This is a genomic window from Lentzea sp. NPDC020367 (genome assembly GCF_044387305.1).
In the GTDB taxonomy this organism is placed as follows: domain Bacteria; phylum Actinomycetota; class Actinomycetes; order Mycobacteriales; family Pseudonocardiaceae; genus Lentzea.
In genome coordinates, this window is record NZ_JBIRVV010000008.1 from 220,929 (window position 1) to 244,235 (window position 23,307).

General features: G+C 69.3%; 31 protein-coding genes. 9 read left to right on the forward strand and 22 right to left on the reverse strand.

The genetic code is table 11. From position 1 onward, the window contains the following. Positions 1-87 precede the first annotated feature (87 nt). Positions 88-417 (forward strand): hypothetical protein, encoded by a 330-nt coding sequence (locus ACH413_RS31730; RefSeq protein WP_360044371.1) that lies wholly within the window; start codon positions 88-90, stop codon positions 415-417. Between the two features lie 57 nt (positions 418-474). Here ACH413_RS31730 and ACH413_RS31735 read toward each other — a convergent pair whose 3' ends face one another. Genes ACH413_RS31735 through ACH413_RS31750 form a run of 4 tightly spaced genes read right to left on the reverse strand, consistent with a single transcriptional unit; the run spans position 475 to position 3,139 of the window. Beyond that, on the reverse strand, positions 475-1,701 hold the full coding sequence (locus ACH413_RS31735) for a primosomal protein (protein WP_360044368.1): 1,227 nt from the start codon (positions 1,699-1,701) through the stop codon (positions 475-477). A gap of 54 nt (positions 1,702-1,755) precedes the next feature. Then, positions 1,756-2,193 carry a YbaB/EbfC family nucleoid-associated protein gene (locus ACH413_RS31740; RefSeq protein ID WP_360044365.1) on the reverse strand — a complete coding sequence of 146 codons (438 nt, stop codon included), beginning with the start codon at positions 2,191-2,193 and terminating at the stop codon, positions 1,756-1,758. Then, positions 2,190-2,543 carry a hypothetical protein gene (locus ACH413_RS31745; protein WP_360044362.1) on the reverse strand — a complete coding sequence of 118 codons (354 nt, stop codon included), beginning with the start codon at positions 2,541-2,543 and terminating at the stop codon, positions 2,190-2,192. The genes ACH413_RS31740 and ACH413_RS31745 overlap by 4 nt, the downstream gene beginning before the upstream one ends. Positions 2,544-2,548: 5 nt before the next feature. Continuing rightward, positions 2,549-3,139, reverse strand: coding sequence for a TetR/AcrR family transcriptional regulator (locus tag ACH413_RS31750; protein WP_360044359.1), 591 nt, complete (start codon positions 3,137-3,139; stop codon positions 2,549-2,551). Positions 3,140-3,221: 82 nt separating this feature from the next. On the opposite strand from ACH413_RS31750, the gene ACH413_RS31755 reads away from it, so the two are divergent. Next, positions 3,222-3,644 carry a tautomerase family protein gene (locus tag ACH413_RS31755; protein WP_360044356.1) on the forward strand — a complete coding sequence of 141 codons (423 nt, stop codon included), beginning with the start codon at positions 3,222-3,224 and terminating at the stop codon, positions 3,642-3,644. A 1-nt stretch (position 3,645) separates the two neighbouring features. Here ACH413_RS31755 and ACH413_RS31760 read toward each other — a convergent pair whose 3' ends face one another. Next, positions 3,646-4,833, reverse strand: coding sequence for a C40 family peptidase (locus ACH413_RS31760; RefSeq protein WP_360044353.1), 1,188 nt, complete (start codon positions 4,831-4,833; stop codon positions 3,646-3,648). After that, a complete protein-coding gene (locus tag ACH413_RS31765) occupies positions 4,830-5,156 on the reverse strand; it encodes a hypothetical protein (RefSeq protein WP_360044350.1) in 327 nt (108 codons plus the stop codon). The genes ACH413_RS31760 and ACH413_RS31765 overlap by 4 nt, the downstream gene beginning before the upstream one ends. 92 nt (positions 5,157-5,248) lie before the next feature. Between ACH413_RS31765 and ACH413_RS31770 the strand changes: the two genes are divergently transcribed. Beyond that, on the forward strand, positions 5,249-5,785 hold the full coding sequence (locus ACH413_RS31770) for an SMI1/KNR4 family protein (RefSeq protein ID WP_360044347.1): 537 nt from the start codon (positions 5,249-5,251) through the stop codon (positions 5,783-5,785). Here ACH413_RS31770 and ACH413_RS31775 read toward each other — a convergent pair. The 5 genes from ACH413_RS31775 to ACH413_RS31795 form a co-directional block, all read right to left on the reverse strand. Continuing rightward, positions 5,782-6,372 (reverse strand): MarC family protein, encoded by a 591-nt coding sequence (locus ACH413_RS31775; protein WP_360044344.1) that lies wholly within the window; start codon positions 6,370-6,372, stop codon positions 5,782-5,784. The two genes, ACH413_RS31770 and ACH413_RS31775, sit on opposite strands and share 4 nt — an antisense overlap. A 66-nt stretch (positions 6,373-6,438) precedes the next feature. Next, entirely contained in the window at positions 6,439-6,897 is a 459-nt protein-coding gene (locus ACH413_RS31780; RefSeq protein ID WP_360044341.1) for a hypothetical protein, read from the reverse strand. Between the two features lie 48 nt (positions 6,898-6,945). Continuing rightward, entirely contained in the window at positions 6,946-7,464 is a 519-nt protein-coding gene (locus tag ACH413_RS31785) for a VanZ family protein (RefSeq protein ID WP_360044338.1), read from the reverse strand. A 77-nt stretch (positions 7,465-7,541) separates the two neighbouring features. Then, complete coding sequence (locus ACH413_RS31790) at positions 7,542-9,719, reverse strand: FtsX-like permease family protein (RefSeq protein ID WP_360044335.1); 2,178 nt, start codon at positions 9,717-9,719, stop codon at positions 7,542-7,544. Beyond that, positions 9,716-10,390: an ABC transporter ATP-binding protein gene (locus ACH413_RS31795; protein WP_360044333.1), complete on the reverse strand. Its 675-nt coding sequence runs from the start codon at positions 10,388-10,390 to the stop codon at positions 9,716-9,718. Before ACH413_RS31795 ends, ACH413_RS31790 begins: the two co-directional genes overlap by 4 nt. Positions 10,391-10,499: 109 nt before the next feature. Between ACH413_RS31795 and ACH413_RS31800 the strand changes: the two genes are divergently transcribed. The 3 genes from ACH413_RS31800 to ACH413_RS31810 are packed head-to-tail and all read left to right on the forward strand — an operon-like array spanning position 10,500 to position 12,447. Then, positions 10,500-11,630: a histidine kinase gene (locus ACH413_RS31800; protein ID WP_360044330.1), complete on the forward strand. Its 1,131-nt coding sequence runs from the start codon at positions 10,500-10,502 to the stop codon at positions 11,628-11,630. Beyond that, positions 11,627-12,253 carry a response regulator transcription factor gene (locus ACH413_RS31805; RefSeq protein ID WP_319975078.1) on the forward strand — a complete coding sequence of 209 codons (627 nt, stop codon included), beginning with the start codon at positions 11,627-11,629 and terminating at the stop codon, positions 12,251-12,253. The genes ACH413_RS31800 and ACH413_RS31805 overlap by 4 nt, the downstream gene beginning before the upstream one ends. Further along, on the forward strand, positions 12,250-12,447 hold the full coding sequence (locus tag ACH413_RS31810; protein WP_360044326.1) for a helix-hairpin-helix domain-containing protein: 198 nt from the start codon (positions 12,250-12,252) through the stop codon (positions 12,445-12,447). Before ACH413_RS31805 ends, ACH413_RS31810 begins: the two co-directional genes overlap by 4 nt. Before the next feature lie 5 nt (positions 12,448-12,452). On the opposite strand, the gene ACH413_RS31815 is transcribed toward ACH413_RS31810, so the two are convergent. From ACH413_RS31815 to ACH413_RS31860, 10 genes are all read right to left on the reverse strand, one after another. Next, positions 12,453-13,316, reverse strand: coding sequence for an aldehyde dehydrogenase family protein (locus ACH413_RS31815; protein WP_360044323.1), 864 nt, complete (start codon positions 13,314-13,316; stop codon positions 12,453-12,455). After that, the gene (locus ACH413_RS31820) at positions 13,309-14,736 is read right to left on the reverse strand and encodes an aldehyde dehydrogenase family protein (protein WP_360044320.1); all 1,428 of its coding nucleotides are present in this window, start codon (positions 14,734-14,736) and stop codon (positions 13,309-13,311) included. The genes ACH413_RS31815 and ACH413_RS31820 overlap by 8 nt, the downstream gene beginning before the upstream one ends. Before the next feature lie 4 nt (positions 14,737-14,740). Further along, positions 14,741-15,697, reverse strand: coding sequence for a deoxyribose-phosphate aldolase (gene deoC / locus ACH413_RS31825; protein WP_360044317.1), 957 nt, complete (start codon positions 15,695-15,697; stop codon positions 14,741-14,743). Positions 15,698-15,753: 56 nt separating this feature from the next. After that, on the reverse strand, positions 15,754-16,092 hold the full coding sequence (locus ACH413_RS31830) for a hypothetical protein (protein WP_360044314.1): 339 nt from the start codon (positions 16,090-16,092) through the stop codon (positions 15,754-15,756). Further along, positions 16,092-16,736 (reverse strand): DUF1707 domain-containing protein, encoded by a 645-nt coding sequence (locus ACH413_RS31835; protein ID WP_360044311.1) that lies wholly within the window; start codon positions 16,734-16,736, stop codon positions 16,092-16,094. The genes ACH413_RS31830 and ACH413_RS31835 overlap by 1 nt, the downstream gene beginning before the upstream one ends. Positions 16,737-16,839: 103 nt before the next feature. Then, the gene (locus ACH413_RS31840) at positions 16,840-17,214 is read right to left on the reverse strand and encodes a hypothetical protein (RefSeq protein ID WP_360044308.1); all 375 of its coding nucleotides are present in this window, start codon (positions 17,212-17,214) and stop codon (positions 16,840-16,842) included. Positions 17,215-17,296: 82 nt separating this feature from the next. Beyond that, on the reverse strand, positions 17,297-17,494 hold the full coding sequence (locus tag ACH413_RS31845) for a hypothetical protein (RefSeq protein WP_143138612.1): 198 nt from the start codon (positions 17,492-17,494) through the stop codon (positions 17,297-17,299). A gap of 100 nt (positions 17,495-17,594) precedes the next feature. Beyond that, complete coding sequence (locus tag ACH413_RS31850; protein ID WP_360044305.1) at positions 17,595-18,578, reverse strand: sigma factor-like helix-turn-helix DNA-binding protein; 984 nt, start codon at positions 18,576-18,578, stop codon at positions 17,595-17,597. A gap of 62 nt (positions 18,579-18,640) precedes the next feature. Next, the gene (locus ACH413_RS31855; protein WP_360044302.1) at positions 18,641-19,633 is read right to left on the reverse strand and encodes a Gfo/Idh/MocA family oxidoreductase; all 993 of its coding nucleotides are present in this window, start codon (positions 19,631-19,633) and stop codon (positions 18,641-18,643) included. Positions 19,634-19,667: 34 nt separating this feature from the next. Beyond that, positions 19,668-20,315, reverse strand: a complete 648-nt coding sequence (locus ACH413_RS31860; RefSeq protein ID WP_360044299.1) for a maleylpyruvate isomerase N-terminal domain-containing protein — start codon at positions 20,313-20,315, stop codon at positions 19,668-19,670. Here ACH413_RS31860 and upp point away from each other — a divergent pair. Both upp and ACH413_RS31870 read left to right on the forward strand, forming a co-directional pair. Then, positions 20,314-20,937 (forward strand): uracil phosphoribosyltransferase, encoded by a 624-nt coding sequence (upp, locus tag ACH413_RS31865; protein WP_093591645.1) that lies wholly within the window; start codon positions 20,314-20,316, stop codon positions 20,935-20,937. The two genes, ACH413_RS31860 and upp, sit on opposite strands and share 2 nt — an antisense overlap. A gap of 94 nt (positions 20,938-21,031) precedes the next feature. After that, positions 21,032-22,330, forward strand: coding sequence for a glycoside hydrolase family 18 protein (locus tag ACH413_RS31870; protein ID WP_360044296.1), 1,299 nt, complete (start codon positions 21,032-21,034; stop codon positions 22,328-22,330). A 91-nt stretch (positions 22,331-22,421) separates the two neighbouring features. Here the strand turns inward: ACH413_RS31870 and ACH413_RS31875 are convergent, their stop codons facing one another. Further along, positions 22,422-23,021 carry a TetR/AcrR family transcriptional regulator gene (locus tag ACH413_RS31875; protein WP_093591651.1) on the reverse strand — a complete coding sequence of 200 codons (600 nt, stop codon included), beginning with the start codon at positions 23,019-23,021 and terminating at the stop codon, positions 22,422-22,424. A gap of 55 nt (positions 23,022-23,076) precedes the next feature. On the opposite strand from ACH413_RS31875, the gene ACH413_RS31880 reads away from it, so the two are divergent. Continuing rightward, the gene (locus ACH413_RS31880) at positions 23,077-23,283 is read left to right on the forward strand and encodes a ribbon-helix-helix protein, CopG family (protein ID WP_030478506.1); all 207 of its coding nucleotides are present in this window, start codon (positions 23,077-23,079) and stop codon (positions 23,281-23,283) included. The last annotated feature ends 24 nt before the right edge of the window (positions 23,284-23,307 follow it).

Below are 23,307 nucleotides of genomic sequence, written 5' to 3' on the forward strand. Positions count from 1 at the left end.
CCTGTATCATACAGGCGGGTGCAACCGGATGTCGTTCCGGTCCTGGAAGACAGCTGATCGACAGCTGCGGCTGGGAAAGTGGATCTCATGCGCCCTGCACTGATCGCCGGAGGACTCGCCGTCCTCGCCTCGATGGCCCTCGCCCTGCCCGCCAGCGCCGAAGGTGAGCACGCCGTGCTCTACAGCGGCTCCAACCTGTCCGGCACCAAGTCCGCGGTCGACCTCGCGAACGGCGAGTGCGTGAACGTGGCACCGGTGCGTTCCGGCCTCAACATCTCGTCCGCGAACATCGACGTCTTCTTCAACGCGAACTGCGCGACGGGTCTGCCCGGCCAGTCCGGCGACACCTACTACGTCCTCGGCAGCCTGCACCAGGGCAACTTCCCGTTCCCCGCCGTGAGCTACCGAGTCCGTTAGACGACAACGAAAAGGGGCCGCTCACCAGAAGTGAGCGGCCCCTCGTCACACCAGAGCTCAGTTGGTGTTGAGCCGGTCCTCGAACGCGGCCTGCAGCGTGCGGAACGCGGCCACCTCGGCGTCGTACGGGGCGGACGGCGCGAGACGCGTCGGGTCCGGCGACACGACGAACGACACGAGCCAGCCCAGTGACTCGGACGAGGCGAGCGCGTCCTTCACGGACTCGTCCTCGGCCCACTCGGCCGCGTCCTCGAACAGTTCGACGGCGAGGTCGAGCTGCTGCGGGTCGAGGGAGTCGGGGCCCTCCTCCATGTCCTCGGCGATGCCGGTGAGCACGTAGACGTTGTCGTCGTCCACGTCGACGTCGAGCTCGCCCGCGGTGGCCTTGACCTTGATGTCGTTCCAGGTCTCGACCTCGGCCAGGTCGTGCTCGTCGTTCTCGGCGACGAAGCGGCTCAGGGCGCGGTGCGAGGTGAAGACCTCGATCTTGCCGCGGCGGCCCAGGAACACCGGGTCGTCGCCCAGGTAGCAGCGCAGCGTGTAGAACTCGCCGGCCGACGTGATGATCTTGATGGGGTCGACGCCGACCTCGGCCCAGAAGCCCGTGGGCTCGGCCTTCTCCTCGTCGGAGTCCTCGTCCGCGGGGGAGTCGACGGCGGCCGCGGCCGTGGCAGCCGCGGCGGCCTCCAGCGCGGCGAGCTCGTCCTGCGCGACGGAGAGCTCCTTCTCGGGGACCTCCGGCGTGTTCACCACGCTGTCGATCGCGTCGAGGACCTCGTCCCACTTCTCGGAGACGACCTCGGACAGCTCGCCCCACAGCTTGCCGCCGTCACGGCCGCTGAACGGCAGCGTGCCCTGCGGCAGCAGCGAGAAGCCCTCGGCGCTGTCGAGCACCTCGTGGACCTTCTCCAGGTCGCAGACGTCCGCGAGGGCGCGCACGATCGCGATGACGTCGGCGAGCTCGCCGATCGTCCAGGTGTCCGGGTCTTCCGCGACGAGCTCGGGCACGCCGACGAGGTCGAACTGGTGGTTGTCGTCCGGCGAGAGGTCCGCGACACCCAGCGACGGCACGACCGGCCACGCGGGGTGATCGGTCAGGTCGTGCTCCTCGGCGGTGCGCACGAAGGCGGCGAGATGCGCGGCGTCGGGGAAGACGAACAGGTCCTCCTCGTCGCCGAGGAACGCCTCCCACTCCTCGCCCTTCTCGCGCCAGCGGGGTGCCCACAGGGTGACTACGTCACCCTGCGTCAGCCCCAGCTCGATGGGGACGATGTCCTGCGCCATCCTGACCTCCCGGTCACGCCTGCCTGATGCCGTCGACGAGCCTAACGGTGCTGATCACCGGAGCCACGAGGGGTTCTCGAAGAACGCGTCGTCGTCCGGGTTCTCGATGTGCGGCGCCCTCTGCCTGCGCTCCGGTGGTGCCTGCTCAGCGGGGGATTTCGGTGGCACGACGGGGTTCCACGTCGACCGGAAGGGTGAGTCCCCCGCGACGGACTCGACGTCGATCGCCATCCCGTCACCGAGTGCCAGCGCCATCTTGTTGAAGCTGATCTGCACGGCCGCGTTCGTGGCGAGCTGGACGGTCTCGGTGACGACCTGCCCCACGGCCTGCGCGCCCTGCGTGAGCAGCGCGGGGTGCAGGTGCAGGGCCTTGATCTCGCCCTTCGGCGACGCCGTGACCATGCACGTGCCGTTCGGGTGCTCGACCGTGGCGGTGAGTGTCGCGAGCTCGCGCTGGAGCCGCTCGGTGGCCTGCAGGCGTTCCTCGTTCACCGCCGCCACCCGAGTTCGTCCTCGTCGGGGCCGCGTTCGAGGCCCACGGCCGTCAGTTCGCGCGGGTCGACCACGCGGTCCAGCGTCTGGTGCAGGCGGGTGTTCGCGTCGCGCCGGGCCTTGTCGGCGATGCGCATGATCTCGGCGGCCAGCCCGTGCGGGCCCATCCGCAGCGCCGCCGGGCTCACCGCGATCTGCTGCGGCGGGCCTCCCGGGGTGGCGACCACCGTCACCGCGCCGTCCGGAGAGGACGCTCGTCCCGTGATGGGACCACTGCGCGTGACGTGCTCCGACACCGCCTGCTCGACCTCGCGCACCTTCCGCGCGGCGCGCTGGACGTCGTCGTCCACTCCGATCACCCCCTGATGGGGACAGTGTGCCGCATCCCAGGATCTTCGGTGGCCGCATGTAGCAACGCGGTGAGTTCGGCGGCCACGTCGTCGAGGGGTTCGATGCTGCGCCGGGCCCTGCACAGCGCGACCGCGCCCTCCGCCGCCGAGACGCAGAGGTGGGCGAGGCTGCGCGCACGGGCGGGCGAGACCCCGTGCTCCTCCAGCGACGCGGCCAGCTGGGCCGACCACGCCCGGAACCCGTCCGCCGCGGCCATCAGCGCCTGCGGGCTCGCGTTCTCCTCGATGGCCACCGCGAGCACGGGACAACCGGCCTGAAAACCGGTCTCCGTGACGATCTGCCGCCACAGCGCGAAGAACGCCTTCACGCCGTCGACCGGTCCTTTGCGGAGCTTCGCCGTGAGCACCTTCGAGACGGTCTCCGCCGCCCACTGGACCGCCTCGGTCGCGAGCTGCGTCTTGCCGCCGGGGAAGTAGTGGTAGGTCGAGCCGAGCGGTGTGCCCGCGTGCTTGGCGACCTCGCGGATGCTCGTGGCGTTGAGGCCGCGCCGCCGGATCATGTCGGCCGCGCCGGTGACGATCTGCTCTCGGGACATGTCAGGCCTCTCTGGCTATAACGCTCGTCATAGACTAGCGTCCGCCGGGGGTTATAACAGTCGTCATAGATCGGGGAATGCCATGCCGATGATCGAACTGACCGCGCCGGCCGGATCGCTGACGGACGCGGGCCGCAAGAGCGTGCAGCGCGACCTGGCCGCGTTGCTGCTGAAGTGGGAGGGCGCGCCGGACAACGAGTTCTTCCGCTCGGTGGCCTGGACCTACCTGCACGAACTGCCCGCGGGCGCGCAGACCACCGCCGAGGACGACGCGCCGCGGTTCCGGGTGGACGTCCGGGTGCCGGTGGGCGCGCTGTCCGACCGGCGCAAGGCCGGTCTCGTGCAGGAGGCGACGGCGCTGGTGCTGGAGGCCGCCGGACTGGGCGAGGCCGACGCGTTGCGGGTCTGGGTGCTGATCCACGAGCAGCCGGAGGGGACCTGGGGCGCGGGCGGTCAGATCGTGAAGTTCGCCGACCTGAAGGCCGCGGCCCAGGCCGCGAAGTAGCTCAGCCCGTGGGGCGGTAGAAGCCGTAGAACGACATCCCGCTGTTCGACGTGCGGATCGGCTGCACCTGCACGGGATCGCCGGCCTCGACCATCTGGCCGTTGCCGATGATCATCGCCACGTGCCCGTCCCACACCACGAGGTCGCCGGGCAGCACCTGGTCCGCGGGCACCGAGGCGCCCATCGCCTGGGACGAGGCCGGGCGCGGGATGTCGAAGCCCGCGCCCCCGTAGGCCCACTGCGTGAGGCCGGAGCAGTCGGTGCCCTGGGGCGGGTTCGCGCCGCCCCACACGTACGGGGTGCCGAGGGCGGACAACGCGTTGCGCACGGCCTTGGCCGCGGTCTCGTTCGGTGCCTCCGCGCTGCTGCCGTCGGGCAGGTTCACGCCGACGCCCTCGCCGGGCTGCGGCGGGATCGCGACGGGCAGGCGCGGGCCGGAGCCGCCGCCGCCTCCGCCGCTGCCCGAACCGCCGCCACCGCCACCGCCGCCGCCTCCTGAACCGCTGCCGCCACCGCCGCCAGAGCCGGAGCCGCTGCCGTTGTTGGAGCCGGGACCGGATTCCTGCTTCGGGGTGTCGGAGGCGCCGGAGGTCGAGGTGGTGCCCTCGTCGCCGCCCAGCGGGTCGCCGAGCTTCGCGAGCGCGCCCGCGTCCGGCTTCTGCAGGCCGTTGATCTGCCCGACGAGCTGCGTGAGCTGGTCGCGCACCTTCTGCAGTTCGGCGGAGGTCTTGCCCTGGTACCCGGACGCCATTCCGGCGAGGTCGGCCACGGCCGCCAGCACGACGCCGGGCCCTGCCACGAGCGACAGGGCGAGGGCCGCGGCGAGCTTCGGGGTCGCCTTGGACGTGAACTCGTCGATGAGGCCCTGGATCGCGGTGCGGCCGCCGGTCACGGCGGACACGCCGGTCGAGGCCGCGGTCTTGAGCGCGGAAGCGTTGGAGGACAGCAGGGTCGCGGCCGAGGCGAAGGTCGAGACGCGGGCGGTGAAGGCGTTGGCCTTGTCGCCGGACCACGTGTTCAGCACGGCCGTCGAGGCCGAACCGTGCCGCGTGCCCAGGTCGGTCATCGCGGTCTGGGCGCGGCCGAACGCGTCGCCGGCCCGCGTGGCGCCGCCGGTGTCACCGTCCAGCTTGGCCAGGTCCTCCTTCATGGGCGCGATGAACTGGCTCAGCAGCCCCTCGACGCTCATGCCTGGCCCGCCTTGGTGATCGCCGCCTTGTGCGCTTCTTCCTGGGCGAGGTACGACTCGCGGGCCTTCGAGACCGCGGTGCCGAGACCGGCGAGCCCCGTCGACGCGGCCTTGAGCGCGTCGAGCTGCGCCTGCGCGGCGGTTTGGAAGGCGGCGTTGAGGCCGACCTCGTTGCCCAGCTTGCCGAAGCAGTCGCCGGGGAGGCTGGTCGTGCCGTTCAACGTGCCGCTGCCGACGGTGCCGACCTCGCTCGCCAGACCGCTCACCGCGGACGCGTATCCGGTCAAGGCGTCGAAGTCGACCTTGAGGCCTTGTTCCGCCATCTGAAAGCTCTTCCCCCAGTAGTGACCTGTTCGCGTTGATCCTGCCCCGATGGGCGGTACCTCGCCCGTCGTTCCGCCAAGATCATGGAACGGTGGGTGTGATCGAGCACTGGAACCGGATCCTGGCATGGCTGGCGGAGCACGCTCCGGCCACCCGTGCCGTGTTGCGTCCGAGGTATGACGCGCTGCCGGAGCTTCGGGTTCCGATCGATCTCCAGCTGTGGTGGAGCGTCTACGGCGGCACCGAACAGGGGCGCTTCGCCGAGATCCTGCCGCCCTTCTACACGCCGCTGGGCGCCGATCGCGCGTTCGTGCTCAGGGACACCCACGTGAGCAAGCCCGTCGACGTCTCCGAGGCCGGCGCGCCGACTTCGGGTTTCCACCCCGAGTGGCTGCCGATCGCGTTCGACGGCACCGGCGACGTGCTCGCGGTGGACCTCCGCCCCGGAGTGCTGCGCGGCTGCGTGGTCGAGTGGGACCAGGAGCGCAACGAGATGGTCAAGCCGGAGTGGACGTCGATCGTGGAGATGTTCGACCAGGTCGCGACGGCCCTGGAGACGCGCAGCGCGGTCGGCCACTGCTTCCCGGAGATCAACTCCGCGGGCGAATTGGGCTGGCGCACCAGTTAGACCCGTTCGAGGATGCCGAGCGTGATCAGGCCCTCGACGATCTGGTCGACGCCCAGCGCCGCGAGCAGCACGCCCAGCACCCGCACGAGCACCCAGGCGTAGGTCATCTTGACCCAGCGCATCGCGATGCCGAGCACGGCGATCGCCGCCAGGTCGAGCGCGATCACCGCCGCGAACCCGCCTGCCAGCACGAACGTCGTCTCGACCGACTTCGTGTCCGAGAGCAGGAACAGGTAGGCCAGTGCCACGGGGTTCGCGTAGTAGGCGGTGGCCAACTCGTGTGTGCCGCGCGTGTCGTCGTGCGTTGGTTCCTGCTTGCGTCCGAGCACGAGATCAAGCGCGTGCACGAACAGGATGACGCCGCTCGCCAGGTACAGCGCACCCTCGCTGATGTGGAAGACCGAGAGCAACGCCCGTCCGGCCACCACGACGAACAGGCCGACGCCCAGCGCGATCGCGGTCGAGGTGAACGCCACCCGCCAGCGCGTGCGGGAGTCGGCGCCCTCGGTGTCCATCAGGAACGCCAGCAGGATCTTCGGCGGGCCGACGACGGCGACCAGGATGCTGAACGCCTCCACGAACTTCATGGCGGCCATGATCAGGGGACGGGCCCGGCGGCGCGCGTCACCTCACGCCGCCGGGTGAACGTGGGGTCAGGCGAGTCCTGTCACGCCGAGGTACTTGTCCTTGGCCCAGCCGAAGGAGTTCACCAGGTCGCTGGAGGGGACGGACTGGCTGCGGCCGAAGCACACCGACCACGAGTTCGCCCCGACACCGGACGACGGGCACTCCCAGATGCCCATCTGACTCCGCCCCTCGGACCACAGGTCCACCGTCGCCGTGGCGGAGAAGAGGCCGGACTGGTTGTTGCGCACGATCACCGCGCCCTGGGCGGAGCCCCCGCTGGCCGACCTGATCGCGCACACCTGCGCGACGACGTTGGTCGTGACCGCCTTGCTGGCGGCGCAGACCCACGTGTGCGGGCTGGACGTGATCGGGTTCGTGTTCCCGTACGCCTTCCAGCTGCCCACCGCGGCCGAGGCGGGGCTCACCGTCATCGCGGTCAGGCCGAGAAGGGCGGCGGTGACCGCGATCGTTCGCTTGGCTCGCATGCGGCCCAGCATCCACACGGGTCTTGCAGGCTTTCTGGAATCCGCAGGTCAGCGGGCGCTGACGAGCTCGCGCTGCGGCACAACGGTCTTCACGCGGGCGTAGACCTTCACGGCGGCCAGCGCGCCGAGCCAGCCGAGCGCGGTGCCGGTGGTGTTGGTGATGAGGTCGTCGACGTCGAAGATCCGGTTGGCCCACAGCAGTTGCGAGCCCTCGATCAGCAGCGAGACGCCGTAGCCGATCAACGCGGTCTGGCCGATCGTGCGCTTCCCCCAGAACATCAGCATCGCGCCGAGCGGCACGAACAGCAGCACGTTCAACGTCATCTGGTCGAACGCGATCTGCCCGTCGCGAAAGGTGTCGGCGATCCACTGGAACGGGACGAGCTGCACGGACTGGCGCGGCGGCGCGGTCTGCATCGGCAGGAACGTCGCCGAGAACAGCATGCTCGCGTAGACGGTGATGGTGGCGCCGCGGAAGGTGAGCTGACGGAACAGCAGCTGCGGGAGCAGGAAAACGATTGAGAGGAAAACGCCCCACTGGATGCTCGCGAGCTGTGCATTCGTCATGAATCCAAGTTATGAAAAAGGCCCTCCGCGCACATCGCGCTGAGGGCCAGTTCCATCCTCGTACTTCCGGCCGAGTACTACTCGGCCGCGTAATCCCGAGGGCTGATGCCGCGTAGTACCGGGCCGCACGCCAGGGCCGCCACCAGCGCGACCACGACACCGACGCCCACCGGGGCGATCACCCACGGCGTGATCGGCATTTCGCCGTGACCCACCAGTCCGCGCGCCAGGGTGAGCAATCCGAGGCCCACGACAATTCCCGCGCCGCACGCCGCGATTGTGACGGCGAACACCGGCAACATCACTTCGCGCCGCAATGCGTGAGCCAGGACACGAATCGGAGTCCCAGCCGCGATCAACGCGCCGAAAGTGCGCCTGCGGTCGATCACCGAACCCGCCGCGGCCACCGCCGCGCCGATGCCGCCGAGCACCGCCGCGATGGAGAGGCCGATGATCGTGGCCCGCTGGAGGTCCGCCATCAGCGTGTCGCCGAAGAGGCCCCGCTGCTCGCCGTCCACGAGCCGCACGCCCGGCAGCGTGCCGATCAGCGCGGTGTGCACGGCGTCGCGGTTCTCCGGCGTCGTCGGCACGCCGACCATCGACACCTCGCCCGCCAGTGAGGGCAGCAGGTCGCGGTCGATCACCGCGCTCACCCGGCCGCTGCCCTCGAACGGCCGCGTCTCGTACCGCGCCGGCAGCTGCGCGGTCAGCACGTCCTTGCCGCCGCTCGACTTGAACTCGGTGCCCTGCAACGGTCCTGGCGAGTAGACGGCGGGTCCCGCCTGGCAGTGGAGGCCGGTCAGCACCTTCGCGACCTCGGCGCACTCACCGACGACGACGTACGTGCCGTAGTCGCCACTCCTGATCGTGCCGTCGAGCATCGTGACGATCGGTCCCGAGGTCGCCAGGCGCAACGGCGTGATGTCGTGCGTCACCTGCTCCGCGACGATCGCGTTCTCCAGCCACGTCGAGTCGCGGTACGGGACCTGGCTCTCCAGCCCCGGCAGCATCGTGAGCGCCATCGAGCCGGTGAACACGGCGATCACCACGCCCGCCGAGCCGCGGAACGCCGCCACCGGGTCACCGGCGAGCCTGCGTCCGGCCAGCAACGTCGACGGCCTGCGCCACCGCCCCACGAAGAACCGGCCGACCCACGCGGTCAGCACCGGTCCCGCCAGCACCAGCGCGAGCGCCACCGCGCCGAGGCCGAGGAGCACGACGGTGAACTGGCCGTCGCCGCTCGCCTCCTGCGCGTACATGATCCCGAGGAAGAACACGCCCAGCGCGCCGGCGATGGTCAGCAGCCGCCACGACCTGACCTTGCGCTTCGCCTCCGCCGCGAGCGGCTGGTTCACCACGCGCCGCAGACCCATGATCGCGGCCCCGACGACCAGCAGCGGCGCGAGCACCGCCACCGCCGCCACGACCGCGGGTTCCGGCACGAAGTCACCGGGGTACCAGGTGCCGCCCTCCCACGGGACTTCGGCGGTGACGTGGCTGAACGGCCGCGCCAGCACCACACCCAGCACGCTGCCGACGACCGCGCCGATCGCGGTCTCGACGGCGGTCATCACCACGACCTGCCGCGGACTGGCACCGGCGAGCCTGAGCGCGGCGAGGCGCCGTTCCCGTTTCGCCGCGGTCAGCCGGGCGGCCGAGGCGACCAGCACCAGGCACGGCACGACCAGCACTACGAGCCCGACGCGCGTGAGCAGGTAGAGCATGCCGTGGTAGTCGTCGCGGTACGAGCCGGCGCCGCCCCGCAGATCCGCCGCGGGGTAGCCGTTGTCGACCTGCTCGTGGCCGATGATCGCGACGAGTTCGCCGGGGAACTTGAGCGCCTCCGGCCCCAGTTCCGCGATCCGCGTGCCAGGGAAGCGGTTGCCGAGTTTCTCCGGAGGGGTGTCGCGCACGAGGTCCGCGAGCGCGGGTGACAGCAGCACCTCGCCCGCTTCCGGGAACCTGGCGATGCCGGCCGCGACCGGGATGGTGCCCTGTTCGGTGCGGGCGACGTCGAACCGTTCGATGAGCTTGCCGTCGTACGAATCCTGGTTCATGGCAACGGAAACGGCGCCCTTGTCGTTCTGGCCGATGCCGTCGCGCCACGCCGTGCGGTCGGCTCGCGCCTGCAGGCCGTTCGGAGCGGCGAGCAGCCAGAGGACCAGCGACACCGCGATCATCACGCCCAGTGCGACCAGCACCGTCGCGACCTGGCTGCGGCGGTCCCTGCGCAGAACCGCGAGAGCGATCCTCACGCGGACACCCCCGCCGCGATGCGCCCGTCCTGGATCTCGACGACGCGCAACGCCCGGTCGGCGATCGCCTTGTCGTGCGTGACGATCACGATCGCCGCGCCGGTCTCCTCGGCGGCCTGCAGGAGCACGGTCATCATCTCCTGGCCGGTGCGCGTGTCGAGGGCGCCGGTCGGTTCGTCCGCGAAGATCACCCGCGGGCTGTGCGCGAGGGCCCGCGCGATCGCGACGCGCTGCGCCTGCCCGCCGGAGAGTTCGCTCGGCAGCCGCTTCTCCATGCCCTGCAGGCCGAGCCGGGACAGCCACAGCCGGGCCGCGCCGAGCGACTCCGCGCGTGCACCGCCGGCGAGCAGCATCGGCAGCGCCGCGTTCTCCTCGGCGGTCAGTTCGGCCACGAGCATGCCCGACTGGAACACGAACCCGAACGCCGTGCGCCGCAGCGCGCTGCGTCCCGTCTCGTTCAGCTCGCCGATCGCCCGCCCGTCCAGGAACACCTCGCCGCCGTCGGCGCGCAGGATGCCGGACAGCACGTGCAGGAGCGTCGTCTTGCCGGACCCGGACGGACCGACGACCGCCAGCACGTCCCCGGCCTTGATGTCGATGTCCACCCCGGCGAGCGCGTGCACGTCGCCGTAGGTCTTGACCAGGCCACGAGCGGCCAGAACCGAATTCATGTTTCTCAAGGTGCCGGGTTCGGGACCGCAAAACCTCAGCCTTGACGACACACCGGATCAGCCGGATGACCGAGGCCGTAGAGGTGTGGTGGTCCTACCGTTGTCTCCCGTGGACAGTCATCGGGGCCAATGGCCGATCGCCGCCGTTCTCGCCTTGCTGATGCTCGGCGAGCTCCTTCTGATGAGCGGGGGCGGCAGCCCCGAGGCGCTGGTGTGGCTGATGACCGTGCCGGTGTGCATCGTCGCCGTCATGTCGTTCAAGTCGCGCGCCTTCACCATCCCGGTGGCGGTCGCGTCGATCTTCCTGTCGTCGTTCGTGATCCGGCTCTTCAACGTGAACCTGCCGACGCTGCTGAGCCCGCTCACCGTCGCCGAGACCGCCGCGTGCCTGGTCATCACGGCTGTGGTCGTGCGAGAAGAGCCCCGCCGCGCCGCCACGTGGTCGGTGGGCTGGCTGGTCGCCGTGAGCTTCTTCGCCGCCATCGTCCGGGACAACTGGATCTCGTCGAGCAACTACAACGAGATGCTCGGCTCGCTCGTGCTGGGCTTCACCGCCGTCGGCACCGGCCTGTACTTCCGCGCCCGCGACACCGAGGGCGGCCGCCTGATCGCCGCCGCCGTCACCGACGCGCAGAAGGAAGAACGCATCGCCCTGGCCCGCGAACTGCACGACGTCGTCGCCCACCACGTGACGGGCATGCTCGTGCAGGCCCAGGCGGCGCTGGAGGTCTCCGACGACGACCCGCACGCCGCCCACCGCCTGCTGCCCGGCATCGTCCGTTCGGGCACCGAGGCCCTGGGCGCGATGCGCCGGCTCGTCGGCACGTTGCGCCAGGGCGAGAACGAGGCCGCCACCACGGACCTGGCCGCCGACGTCATCTCGGCCGTCGAACGCACCCGCGAGCTCGGCTTCGAGACCCGCCTGCGCATCGACCTGCCCGACGTGGTGCCGCCGGAGCTCGGCCGGTCGGTGCTGCGCCTGGTCCAGGAGTCGCTCACCAACGTGCACAAACACGCCGTACGGCCCACCATGATCGACGTGGAGATCTCGCGGACGTCCGGTGGGGCGTTGCGCGTGATCGTGGCCGACGACGGTCAGCTGCACGAGCTGAACCAGGGTGGCTACGGTCTCGTAGGTATGCGTGAGAGGGTCGACCTGCTGGGCGGCCTGTTCTCCGCGGGTCCGCGCGAGCACGGCTGGCAGGTGCTCGCCGAGCTACCCCTGGAAGGGAAGAAGTGATCTCGGTCCTCATCGCCGACGACCAGGAGATGGTCCGCGTCGGGTTTCGGATGATCCTGGAGAAGCAGCCGGACATCACCGTCGTCGCCGACGTTCCCGACGGGATCTCGGCCGTCACCGCCGCTCGGGAGCACAACCCCGACGTGGCCCTGCTGGACATCCGCATGCCCGGGATGGACGGGCTCGAGGTGACCAAGAAGCTGTCGCCCACGACGAAGGTGGTCGTCGTGACCACGTTCGACCTGGACGAGTACGTGCACACGGCGTTGGAGAACGGGGCTTCCGGGTTCCTGACCAAGGACGCCGGGCCGGCGCTGCTGGTGGAGGCCGTTCGCGCCGCCGCCGCGGGGAACGCGCTGATCTCGCCTCAGGTGACCGTGCGGATGCTGGAGCACTTCGCCCGGCCCGCCCAGCGGCCTGACCTGTCGTTGCTGACCGCTCGTGAGCAGGACGTGGTCCGTGAGGTGGCGCGGGGGCTCTCCAACCAGGAGATCGCTTCGTCGCTGTTCCTGTCGCTGTCCACGGTGAAGACCCACCTGGCTTCGGTGCAGACCAAGCTGAACGTGCGCAACCGCGTCGGGATCGCTTCCTGGGCGTGGCGCGCGGGTCTGGTGAACTCGTGACCGAGCCGGAGTTCCCGCGCACGATCGGCAAGGTGGCGGCGCGTGAACTGGCATCGCACGGCTACACGACGTTCGACTCGCTGACGAAGGTGTCCGCGAAGACGTTGCTGAAGATCCACGGCGTCGGCCCGAAGGCCATCAGGATCCTCGGCGAGGAGCTGGCGGCGCAGGGCAAGGCCTACGCCGCCGACTAGCTGCCCTAAACACCCATCGGGTGCCAGACCGTCTTCGTCTCCAGGTACGCGCGCAGGCGCGACATGTCCGGCGTGGCGGTGAAGTCCTCGCTCGGCTTGTTGCGCAGCACGCGCTTCACGGTGCCCGCCGCACTCCGCTCCAGGTCCGCGCGGATCGAGTCCGGCGCACCGGTGAGGTCCAGCGCGTTCACGTCGCCGTGCGAGGCCAGCCACGGGGCGATCTCCGCGGTGCGGCCGGTGATGATGTTGACGACGCCGCCGGGGACGTCGCTGGTGGCCAGCACCTCGGACAACGTGATCGCGGGCAGCGGGCGGTCCTGCGAGGTGATGACCACGCAGGTGTTGCCGGACGCGATCACCGGTGCGATCACCGAGATCAGGCCGAGCAGCGACGACTGCTGCGGCGCCAGGACGGCGACCACGCCCGTCGGTTCCGGGGTGGAGAACGAGAAGTACGGGCCCGCCACCGGGTTCGACGAACCCAGGACGGCCGCGATCTTGTCGGTCCAGCCCGCGTACCAGACCCAGCGGTCGATCGCGGTGTCCACGAGGGACTGCGCCTTCTTGAGCGCGACGCCCTCGGACGTGCCGACCTCGGCGATGAACTGCTCGCGGCGGCCTTCGAGGACCTCGGCCACGCGGTACAGGACCTGGCCCCGGTTGTAGGCCGTGGCGCCGGACCAGCTCGCGAAAGCCTTGCGGGCGGCGGAAACCGCGTCGCGCGCGTCCTTGCGGGAGCCCTGCGCGGCGTTGGCGAGGAACGTGCCCTTCGCGTCGGTCACCGGGTAGCTGCGGCCCGACTCGGAGCGGGGGAACTTGCCGCCGATGTAGAGCTTGTAGGTCTTCTCGACCGTGATGCGATCAGACATCGAGGTAGGCCTCCAGACCCGTGCGGCCGCCCTCACGGCCGAAGCCCGACTCCTGGTAACCGCCGAACGGGGCGGTCGGGTCGAAGCGGTTGAACGTGTTGGACCAGACGACGCCGGCGCGCATGCGTTGTGCCATCCAGAGAATGCGCGAGCCCTTCTCCGTCCAGATGCCCGCGGACAGGCCGTACGGCGTGTTGTTCGCCTTGGCCACGGCCTCTTCCGGCGTGCGGAACGTCAGCACGGACAGCACCGGGCCGAAGATCTCCTCACGGGCGATGCGCATCGCCTGCGACACACCGGAGAAGACGGTCGGGGCGAAGAAGAAACCCTTGTCCGGCAACGGGCAGGAGGACGTCCAGCGAGTGGCGCCCTCGGCGTCGCCCGCGTCGGTCAGCTCCTTGATCTTGGTGAGCTGCTCGCGGGAGTTGATCGCGCCGACGTCGGTGTTCTTGTCGAGCGGGTCGCCGACGCGCAACGTGCTGACGCGCGCGTGCAGCTTCTCGAGCAGTTCGTCGGCGATGGACTCCTGCACGAGCAGGCGGGATCCGGCGCAGCAGACGTGGCCCTGGTTGAAGAAGATGCCGTTGACGATGCCCTCGACGGCCTGGTCGAGCGGGGCGTCGTCGAACACGATGTTCGCCGCCTTGCCGCCCAGTTCCAGCGTGAGCTTCTTCGACGTGCCCGCCAGCTGGCCCTGGATGATCTTGCCGACGTCGGTCGAGCCGGTGAAGGCGACCTTGTTGACGTCCGCGTGCTCGACCAGCGCGGCGCCGACGTCACCGGCGCCCGGGATGATGTTCACGACGCCCGGCGGCAGGTCGCACTGCTGGATGATGTCGGCCAGCACCAGCGCCGTGAGCGGGGTGGTCTCGGCGGGCTTGAGCACGACGGTGTTGCCGCACGCCAGCGCCGGTGCGATCTTCCACGCGGCCATCAGCAGCGGGAAGTTCCACGGGATCACCTGGCCCGCGACGCCCAACGGCTTCGGGTCGGGCCCGTAGCCCGCGTAGCCGAGCTTGTCCGCCCAGCCCGCGTGGTAGAAGAAGTGCGAGGCCGCCGTCGGGATGTCGGTGTCGCGCGACTCCTTGATCGGCTTGCCGTTGTCGAGCGACTCCAGCACCGCGAGCTCACGGCCGCGTTCCTGGATCTGCCGCGCGATCCGGTAGATGTACTTGGCCCGTTCGGATCCGGGCATCTTCGACCACACGCGGTCGTAGGCCTTGCGCGCGGCCTTGACCGCGGTGTCCACATCGGACTGACTCGCGGTCGAGACCTCGGCGAGCACCTCTTCGGTGGCCGGGTTGATGGTCTTGAGCGGCTCGCCGGTGCCCTCGACGAACTTGCCGTCGACGAACATCTTGTAGCTCGGCTTGAGGTTCGCGATGTCCCGCGACTCGGGCGCGGGGGCGTATTCCCACATGTCTTCAGTCCACCGTCACGTAGTCCGGGCCGCTGTAGTGGCCGTCCAACTGGGTCCGACGCTGCATGAGCAGGTCGTTGAGCAACGTCGACGCGCCGAACCGGAAGAGGTGCGGGTCGAGCCACTCCGGACCGGCCACCTCGTGCACGGCCACCAGGTACTTGATCGCGTCCTTGGTCGTGCGGATGCCACCGGCGGGCTTCACCCCGCGCAGCTCACCCGTCTGGTCCTTCCAGTCCCGCACCGCCTGCAGCATCACGTGCGTCACCGGCAACGTCGCGGCGGGCTGCACCTTGCCGGTCGACGTCTTGATGAAGTCACCACCGGCCAGCAGCGCGAGCCACGACGCGCGGCGCACGTTGTCGTACGTCACGAGCTCGCCGGTCTCCAGGATCACCTTGAGGTGCGCGTCCCCGCAGGCTTCCTTGATCTTGACGATCTCCTCGAACACCTGCCCGTACCGGCCACTGAGGAACGCGCCGCGGTCGATCACCATGTCGACCTCGGCCGCACCCTGCTCGACGGCGAACCGGGTGTCGGCCAGCTTGATGTCCATCGTGCTGCGGCCACTGGGAAACGCGGTCGCGACGCTGGCGACGTTGATGCCGGTGCCTTTGAGGTCGTCGGCCGCCGTCTTCACCATGTCCGGGTAGACGCAGACCGCCGCGACCTTCGGCACATCAGGCCGGTCGGGGTCGGGGCGCTTCGCCTTGGCGGCGAGCCCGCGCACCTTGCCGGGGGTGTCGGCGCCTTCCAGCGTGGTCAGGTCCACCATGCTGATCGCCAGGTCGATGGCGTGCAGCTTCGAGGCCTTCTTGATGCTCCGCGTGCCGAGGCCCGCGGCTCGTTGCTCGACGCCGACCTGGTCGACGCCGGGGAGCCCGTGCAGGAAACGCCGCAGCGACGATTCGTCGCGCACGGCGTCAGCCAGGGCCGACGGCAGTGTCGTTGGAGCAGCCATGCCTGGGAGTCTAAGCGGAATGGGACGCCCGTCCTAAGTGAGGACGTTTGCGCAGATCAAGGTACGTCTGCGGCCGGTCTGAGGGTCTGTTCGCCAGTGCCGTCGACGATGACGATCGCGCCGCGGCGACCCAGCTCCTCGTAGTGCTCGGCGAACGCGTCCAAGTCCTCGATCTCGTCGTCCAGCCAGGACCACTCACCCGGCAGCTTCGCCAGTTCGTTCCGCAGGATCCCGAGCACCTGGTCGATGCGGTTGACGTCACGCCGATACCGGAAGTCCAGGTCCGGGTACGAGATCAACACGGTCCACCGGTGGGTGGCGCGTTCCCCGTCGATCTTGAGCATGATCGAGGCGCCTGCGAAACCGGCGAGTTCGACGAGGTCGGCGACCTTCATCAGTCGAGCAGCTCGCGCAGGATGTTCCTCTTGGGCTTCTTCGGCCCCTTCACTTCCACGCCACCCATGAGCGCGAGCCCGGTGATCCGCACCGTCGGCGCGCCGGGGATGTACCGGCGTCCAGGCGCGTGGTCCTCGAAGGCGCCCATGAACCCGAACCCGTCGACCTTCACGTTTATGTCGTCCGGCACGCGGATCTCGACGCCGCCCCAGAACGCGAAGACGCTGATGGTGACCTCGGCTTCGGCGAAGCTCGCGTGGGTGAGGTCCAGCTCGATGCCGCCCATGACGGCGACGGCGTTGTGCAGGCGCGGGACGACCCACTGGCCCTTGCGGTTGACGCCCGACCAGAAGGCCACGGACACCGCGCTGCCGGGCTGGCCGCCGATGCGGTCGCTCGTCGCCGGCTGGTACTGCGGCACGGCCGGGGTCTGCGGCAGGCCGCTCATCACCAGGTCGGCGGTGATGGGAACGAGTTCGCCGTACGTCTTCGCGGCGTAGACCGCCACGAGTCGTTCGTCCAGCTCGTGGATGTCGAGGCGGCCCTCGGCGGTCGCCTTGTGCAGCACCTGCGCGATCCGTTCCCGGTCCGCGTCGGAGGCCCGCATGTGACTCTGGTCAGCCGGTACCAGCTCGTCGCTCACCCGATCGAGTCTAGTGCGGCGCCTGCGCTCTTCGCCGCGTCTTTCGCCAGTAGGCAGGGCACCGCGATGCGCCCGTCTGAGAGGCGAAAGACGCGGCGACTGCTCAGTACCCCTGAACCCAGGGCGTGCAGGCGACGAACCGGTCGCCGAACTGGTTGTAGAACCACGAGCACCCGCGCCAGCGCAGCGGCGAGCCCGAGTAGCGGTACTCGGCGTAACCGCGACCGGCGGCGAGGTGGTTGGTCCTGTCGCTGTCGATCCACACGTCGACGTTGCGGCTGTTGTTCAGCCCGGCCTTGATGATCCCGGGGTAAGCGGTGACGCTGACGAAATCGCCGTTGTAGTCGTAGCGGCAGTTCCGGAACCCGCTGCCCTGGCTGCAACCGGTGGCGGACGCGGCCGGTGCGGCGACGACGGCGGCCCCCAGCAACAACCCGGCGGCGGTCAGTGCAGTGGCGAGACGGTTGAACGTGTTCATGCCGGAAGAGCTATCCAATCGACGTTGGAACAACCTTGCACAGCAGGTCAGCGGGCCTGAACGTCGACGAGGTCGAGAACGCTCACTTGCGGTTCGGTGCGTACTTGACCGTGATCGCGAAAGCGATCACGAGGAGAGCGGCGAGCGCCGCCGCGAGCGCCGGGCTGTAGCCCCACGTCAGCGGCAGCACGCCGATCAACACGGCGAGTGACCCCGAAACACCCAGGATGACCAGCGGGGATTCACACAACTGCTGGACGGGCTTCTGTTCGATCGTCACCGTTCGCACCTCCGCGTCTCAACTGGCTACGAGACTCTTCGGAGCTGCTTCGGCGATTCTTTACTCCCGGATCGGGTTGTGCGGGCCCCTGATCAGGTGGTCATCGGAACGGATCGGTCACCGGAGGGTCGGCCAGTCGTACCGACGTCTTCAGCGCGTCCAGTTCCGCTTCTGATGCGCTTCCGCCCTGCGTGACGGGGACACCGCGCTGCAGTCCCAGACGCACCCCGTTGGTGAACACGAGTTCGACGTTGCCGCGAGTATCGCGGACGCCTTCCAGTTCCCACGACGTCTGGACCGTGTACGTCGTCTTGACCTTGATCTGCTCGTCGAACCTCAGGCTCTCCGCGAGCTCGCGCGCCCGGTCCTCGTTGTCCGGGAACCCCCGCACCTCGACCGTCGCCCACACGCCGGGCTCCCACTCGAACGCCAGGTACATGTCGTTCCGCATCGCGCGCTTGCCCTGCACATCCGGGACCGCGTCACCCGGTAGCGGCTTGATCGTGCCCGCCTTGGGCACCGTGACGTAGGCCGACTGGCCACCGGTGCCCACGAGCGCGATCTTCTGCGCCGTGCGCTCGGTGGTGTAGGTCTCCGGCTTCAGCCCGGGAACCGAACCCACGCTGATGTTGCGCACCAACGGATCGAACGTCACGGCGGTCGCCGGGGGAGGCGTCGCGACCGGCCTGATCAGCAACGGCAGCACGCCGGCGACGATCAGCACCAGCACCCCGGCCGCCGCCACCCGCAACGACCTCGTGCGCTTGCTGGTCCTGATGGCCTGCGACACGCTGACCCCGTCCGACGTCTGGCTCTTCACGGTGCCCTCCGAGCACTTCAGAGCACGCGCGACCTCGGCGACGGGCAGGTCGAACAGGAATCGCAGGACGAGCACCGCGCGCTGGCCCGGTGCCACGCGCATCAGGGCGACCCGGACTTCCTCACGGGTCTCGACGTCCGGGTTCGCGACGGCGCAGCTCGTCGACCCGGTCCAACAGGCGCACGCGGCTCCACGGCCGCCTGCGTTCGACGCGTACGTGCGCACGAGGATCGTCCGCACGTACGCGTCGATGTTGTCGGCCAACCCTCCCCCTTCCGTCCGCACTCAGGACACGGCGCGGAGCAGGGGAGGTTGGGTGACCTGGGTCACGGAGTCGGCTGGCGCAGCGGCAGTCCGGCCGCCCGGTAGATCGAGTCGATCACCGTCATGTTCTTCACCGCGTCGTCCGCGGTCGTCGGGAACGGCTTGCCGTGCAGCACGGCGTCGGTGAACGCGTCGAGCTGGTAGGCGTACGTCGCGCGTTTCCCGAAGGTCTCCGACGACTTCTTGTCCTTGAGCTTCAACGACAAGCGGTGCAACGCCTGCGGGCCGAGCGGGTTGAAGACGCTCAGCGTGCCGTTCTCGCCGACCGCCTTCATCGACAGCTTGAACACCGTCGACGACCACAGCGAGGCGTGCACGGAACCCGTGTGGCCGGAAGGGAAGCGCAGCGAGGCACGCATCGCGCGGTCGATGGAAGGCCCGCGCAGCAACGCTTTCGCGGACCGCACCTCGGGCTCTTCGGCACCCAGCAGCCGTGCCATGTGCACGGCGTAGCAGCCGGCGTCCATCATCGCGCCGCCCGCGAGCGAGTAGTCGTAGCGGATGTTGGAGAACATCGGCAGCGGGAAGCAGACCGAGGCCTCGACGTGCCGCAACGGGCCGAGCACACCGGAGGAGATGATCTCGGCGACCCGCAGGGCCAGCGGGTGGTAGCGGTAGTGGAACGCCTCCATCACCACCAGGCCGGACGCCTCGGCGGCCTTGGCGACAGTGGCGGCTTCGGCGGCGTTCGCGGTGAACGGCTTCTCGCACAGCACGTGCTTGCCGGCCTCCAGCGCGGCCAGCGTCCACTTGCCGTGCAGGCCGTTGGGCAGCGGGTTGTAGACGGCGTCCACCGCCGGGTCCGCCAGCAGGTCCTCGTACGAGCCGTGCACGCGCGCAATGCCGTGCTTGTCGGCAAAGGCCTTGGCCTTGTCGGCCGATCGCGCGGCGATCGCCACCACTTCGGCGACCGTCGAGGAGCGGGCCGGACGGATGACAGCGGGTGGCGCGATCATGGCCGCGCCGAGCACTCCGATGCGCACGTGGTCTGTCACGCGGCCGACCCTACACCTCTTCAGTTAACGGCGTTTACTCCACCAGGTCGCTCTCTCGCGTCGGAAAGAACGAGATCTTCTCGATCGGCGACCGGTCCGACCAGTTCCACGACTCCATCTGGGCGCGCGAGCGCCTGCCGAAGAACGCGCGCCACAGTTCGTAGCCCTCGACCTCCAGCGTGATCGGGCCGTCGCCGAGGTCGCCGAACTCGGTCTTCACGGTCACGTCCGTCAGCACGCGCGGCGCCATCCACACCAGGGTCGGCTGCCACACGGCGTCCGGCAGGCGCTCCCTGCCGAGCGCCGCGCGCAGGTCGGCCTCGTGCGTGATCGCGTCCAGAGCCAGCTGGAACGGCAGGCGCGGCATCTCGCTGATCTTGTCGCCGAAGGCGTTCCACTGCTCCAGCAGGTCTTCCACCGGGACGTCCGCGCGCTCGGCGACGTGCCGCGCCGTCCACTCGTCCGACGGCGCGCCCTCCATGCGTCCGTTGACCAGATCGGACGACTCGCCCGACAGGTGCGCGATCACCTGGTGCACGGTCCATTCAGGACAGGCGGGCACGGTCCGTGCGAGCTCGTCGGCGGTCAAGCCCATCGTCAGACCGACGATGCGCTGACGTGCCTCGCGGTAGATCTCTTCGAACACCCCTAGCTCCTCCCAGCGGGTTACGGTGTCGAGCATGGACGTCCTGGTCGTCGATCATCCACTCGCCAAGGCGAGACTCACAACGATGCGTGACGCGCGCACGGACAATGCCGCATTCCGCGCCGCGTTGCAGGAACTCACCGTGATGCTGGTCTACGAAGCGATGCGCGAGGCGCCGCTGAAGGAAGACCGCACGCACACACCGGTAGCCCGCACCACCGGCTACAAGCTCGCGAACCCGCCACTGCTGGTGCCGGTGCTGCGAGCGGGGCTCGGCATGGCCGACCAGGCGCACAAGCTGATCCCGGACGCCCAGATGGGGTTCGTCGGACTGGCCCGCGACGAGGAGACGTTGCAGCCGACGCCGTACATGGAGTCGCTGCCGGAGGACCTCGCGGGACGCCCGGTGTTCGTCCTCGACCCGATGCTCGCGACCGGCGGGTCGATGGCGTACACGATCCGCCTGCTGACCCAGCGCGGCGCGACCGACGTGACGGCCGTGTGCGTGCTCGCGGCGCCCGAGGGAATCAATCACCTGGAGGACTCGAAGCTGCCGTGCCGTCTCATCACGGCGTCGGTGGACGAGAGGCTGAACGACTCCGGCTTCATCGTGCCCGGTCTGGGCGACGCCGGTGACCGACTGTACGGGGCGGTTTAGGACATACCTCCGATCGGACGTAGCAGTGGTCTAGACCTCAGGCCTATCGTGCTGTGGACCACATCGCCGCTGCCGCGAACGACTTAGGAGACTCATGTCCAGACGGAGATGGGGTGTCGCCGCTCTCGCGGTCGGCGCCCTGTCCGCGTCGCTGGCCGTTGCGCCCGCGAACGCCGACGTCGAGACCAATGGGCACCACGGTTACTCGAAGACCCGCACCGTTGGGTACTTCATCCAGTGGGGCGTGTACGACCGGAACTTCCGCGTCAAGAACCTCGTGGACAGCGGGGCCGCCGCGCGGCTCACGCACCTGAACTACGCCTTCGGTTTCCTCGACGAGTCGGGCAAGTGCGTCAGCGCCGACCCGTGGGCCGACTGGCAGATGCCCTACACCGCGGAGCAGTCCGTGAGCGGCAAGGCCGACGAAGCCGGCCAGGCCCTGCTGGGCAACCTGAACCAGCTCAAGCAGCTCAAGGCCAAGTACCCCAAGCTGAGGATCAACATCTCGCTGGGCGGCTGGACGGGCTCGCGCTACTTCTCCAACGCCGCGCTGACGCCCGAGTCGCGGGCGGCGCACGTCAAGTCGTGCACCGACATGTGGATCAAGGGTGACCTGCCCGGTCTGCCCGCGGGTGCCGCGAAGGGCGTCTTCGACGGCGTCGACCTCGACTGGGAGTGGCCGTCGAGCGCGGGCAACCCGACCCCGCCGAACGTCATTCGCCCCGAGGACAAGCAGAACTTCACCAAGCTGCTCGCCGAGTACCGCAGGCAGATGGGCTGGAACCGCGACCTGACGGCGTTCCTGCCGGCCGACCCCAAGCAGGTCGACGCGGGCTTCGAGGTCGCGAAGGTGTTCACCTACCTCACTTTCGGCACGCTGCAGGGCTACGACTACCACGGCGCCTGGGACGCCCCGGCGAACCAGCAGTCCGCGCTGAAGGTGCCCAAGGGTGACCCGTCGGAGTTCGAGTTCAGCTCCGAGGTGACGGTCAACGCGTGGCTCCGTCGCGGTGCCCCGCGCTCGAAGGCCGTGCTCGGCGTTCCGTTCTACGGCCGCGGCTGGGACGGCGTCGCCCCCGGCAAGCGCAACGGCCTGTTCGGCACCGGTGTGCCGGCGCCCGCCAAGTACGAGGCCGGTTACGAGGACTTCCACCGCATCAAGGCGAAGCTCTCCGAGCCCGGCAACGCGTACAAGGTCTACCGCGACGAGAAGGCCGGCTTCGCGTGGATCTACGACGGCAAGACGTGGTGGACCTACGACGACGCCACCGAGATGAAGCGCAAGGCCCGCTACATCAACGACCGCAAGCTCGGCGGCGCGATGATCTGGTCGCTCGACGGCGACACCGCCAACGGCGAACTGATCAAGGCGCTCGACGGGGCTCTCAAGTAAGGCCGCACCACCGAGACGGACTGTCCTAACCGGACAGTTCAGCGGGTCCGGGGAGGTTTCGCGGCGGCCGCCTCCCCGGATTCCGTGGTGTTCAAAGAGTTTTCCCGGTCTCCGCCCGCCAGCCCCTGCCGTGCGCGCGCAACGCCAGTTCGTACGTGGCGGCCGCGTCGATGCCGGGCGGCAGGTTCCCGTTGAGCTCCAGGCTCACCAGGCCGTGCGCGATGCCCCACATCGACATCGCGATCTGCTCCGGGTCCTCCGCCAGGTAGACGCCCTGCTCCACCGCTCGCCGCACCGCGTTGATCACCGGCGCGAACGTCCTGCCCGCCGCGCGGCTCATCTCCTTCGTCGGTTCGACGACCTTCGAGTAGAGCACCGAGTAGAACTGCGGGTCCTCCAGCGCGCCGCGCCGGTACGCGAGCCCGATCTGCAGCAGGTCCTCCGCGGGGTCGTCGGTGACCGGAACCGCCGCGAGGTTCTTGCCGAACTGGGTGAACGCCTCGTCGTAGAGCGCCTCGAGCAGCGCTGGTTTTCCGCCGAAGAGGGAATAGACCGCCGTCGTCGAGGTGTTGACGTCGGTGGCGATCTTGCGCAGGCTCACCGCGGCGGGGCCCTCGGTGCTGAGCAACTCGCCCGCTCGCTCGAGCAGACGCCGTCGCAGAGCGTCGTCGTGGGTCTTGGGCCTGGGCATCACGCAATCCTAACGGCCGCTGGCCTGAGTGGTATCAGGTTGATACCGTCACTCCATGGCGATGACCTTGCGGTTGACCGAGGAGGAGAACCTGCGGCTCGCCGAACTGGCGCAGTCCGAGGGGCGCTCCAAGCAGGAGGTCGTGCGGCTGGCGATCGCGGATCGCTACCAGCGCATGCAGCAGGAGGAGAAGCTCGGCGAGGTGCTTGGGCGAGTCCTGCCGAAGTACCGAGGTCTTTTGGATAGGCTCGGTTCTTCCTGAAACTGTCAGACCTCTGTGATCAAC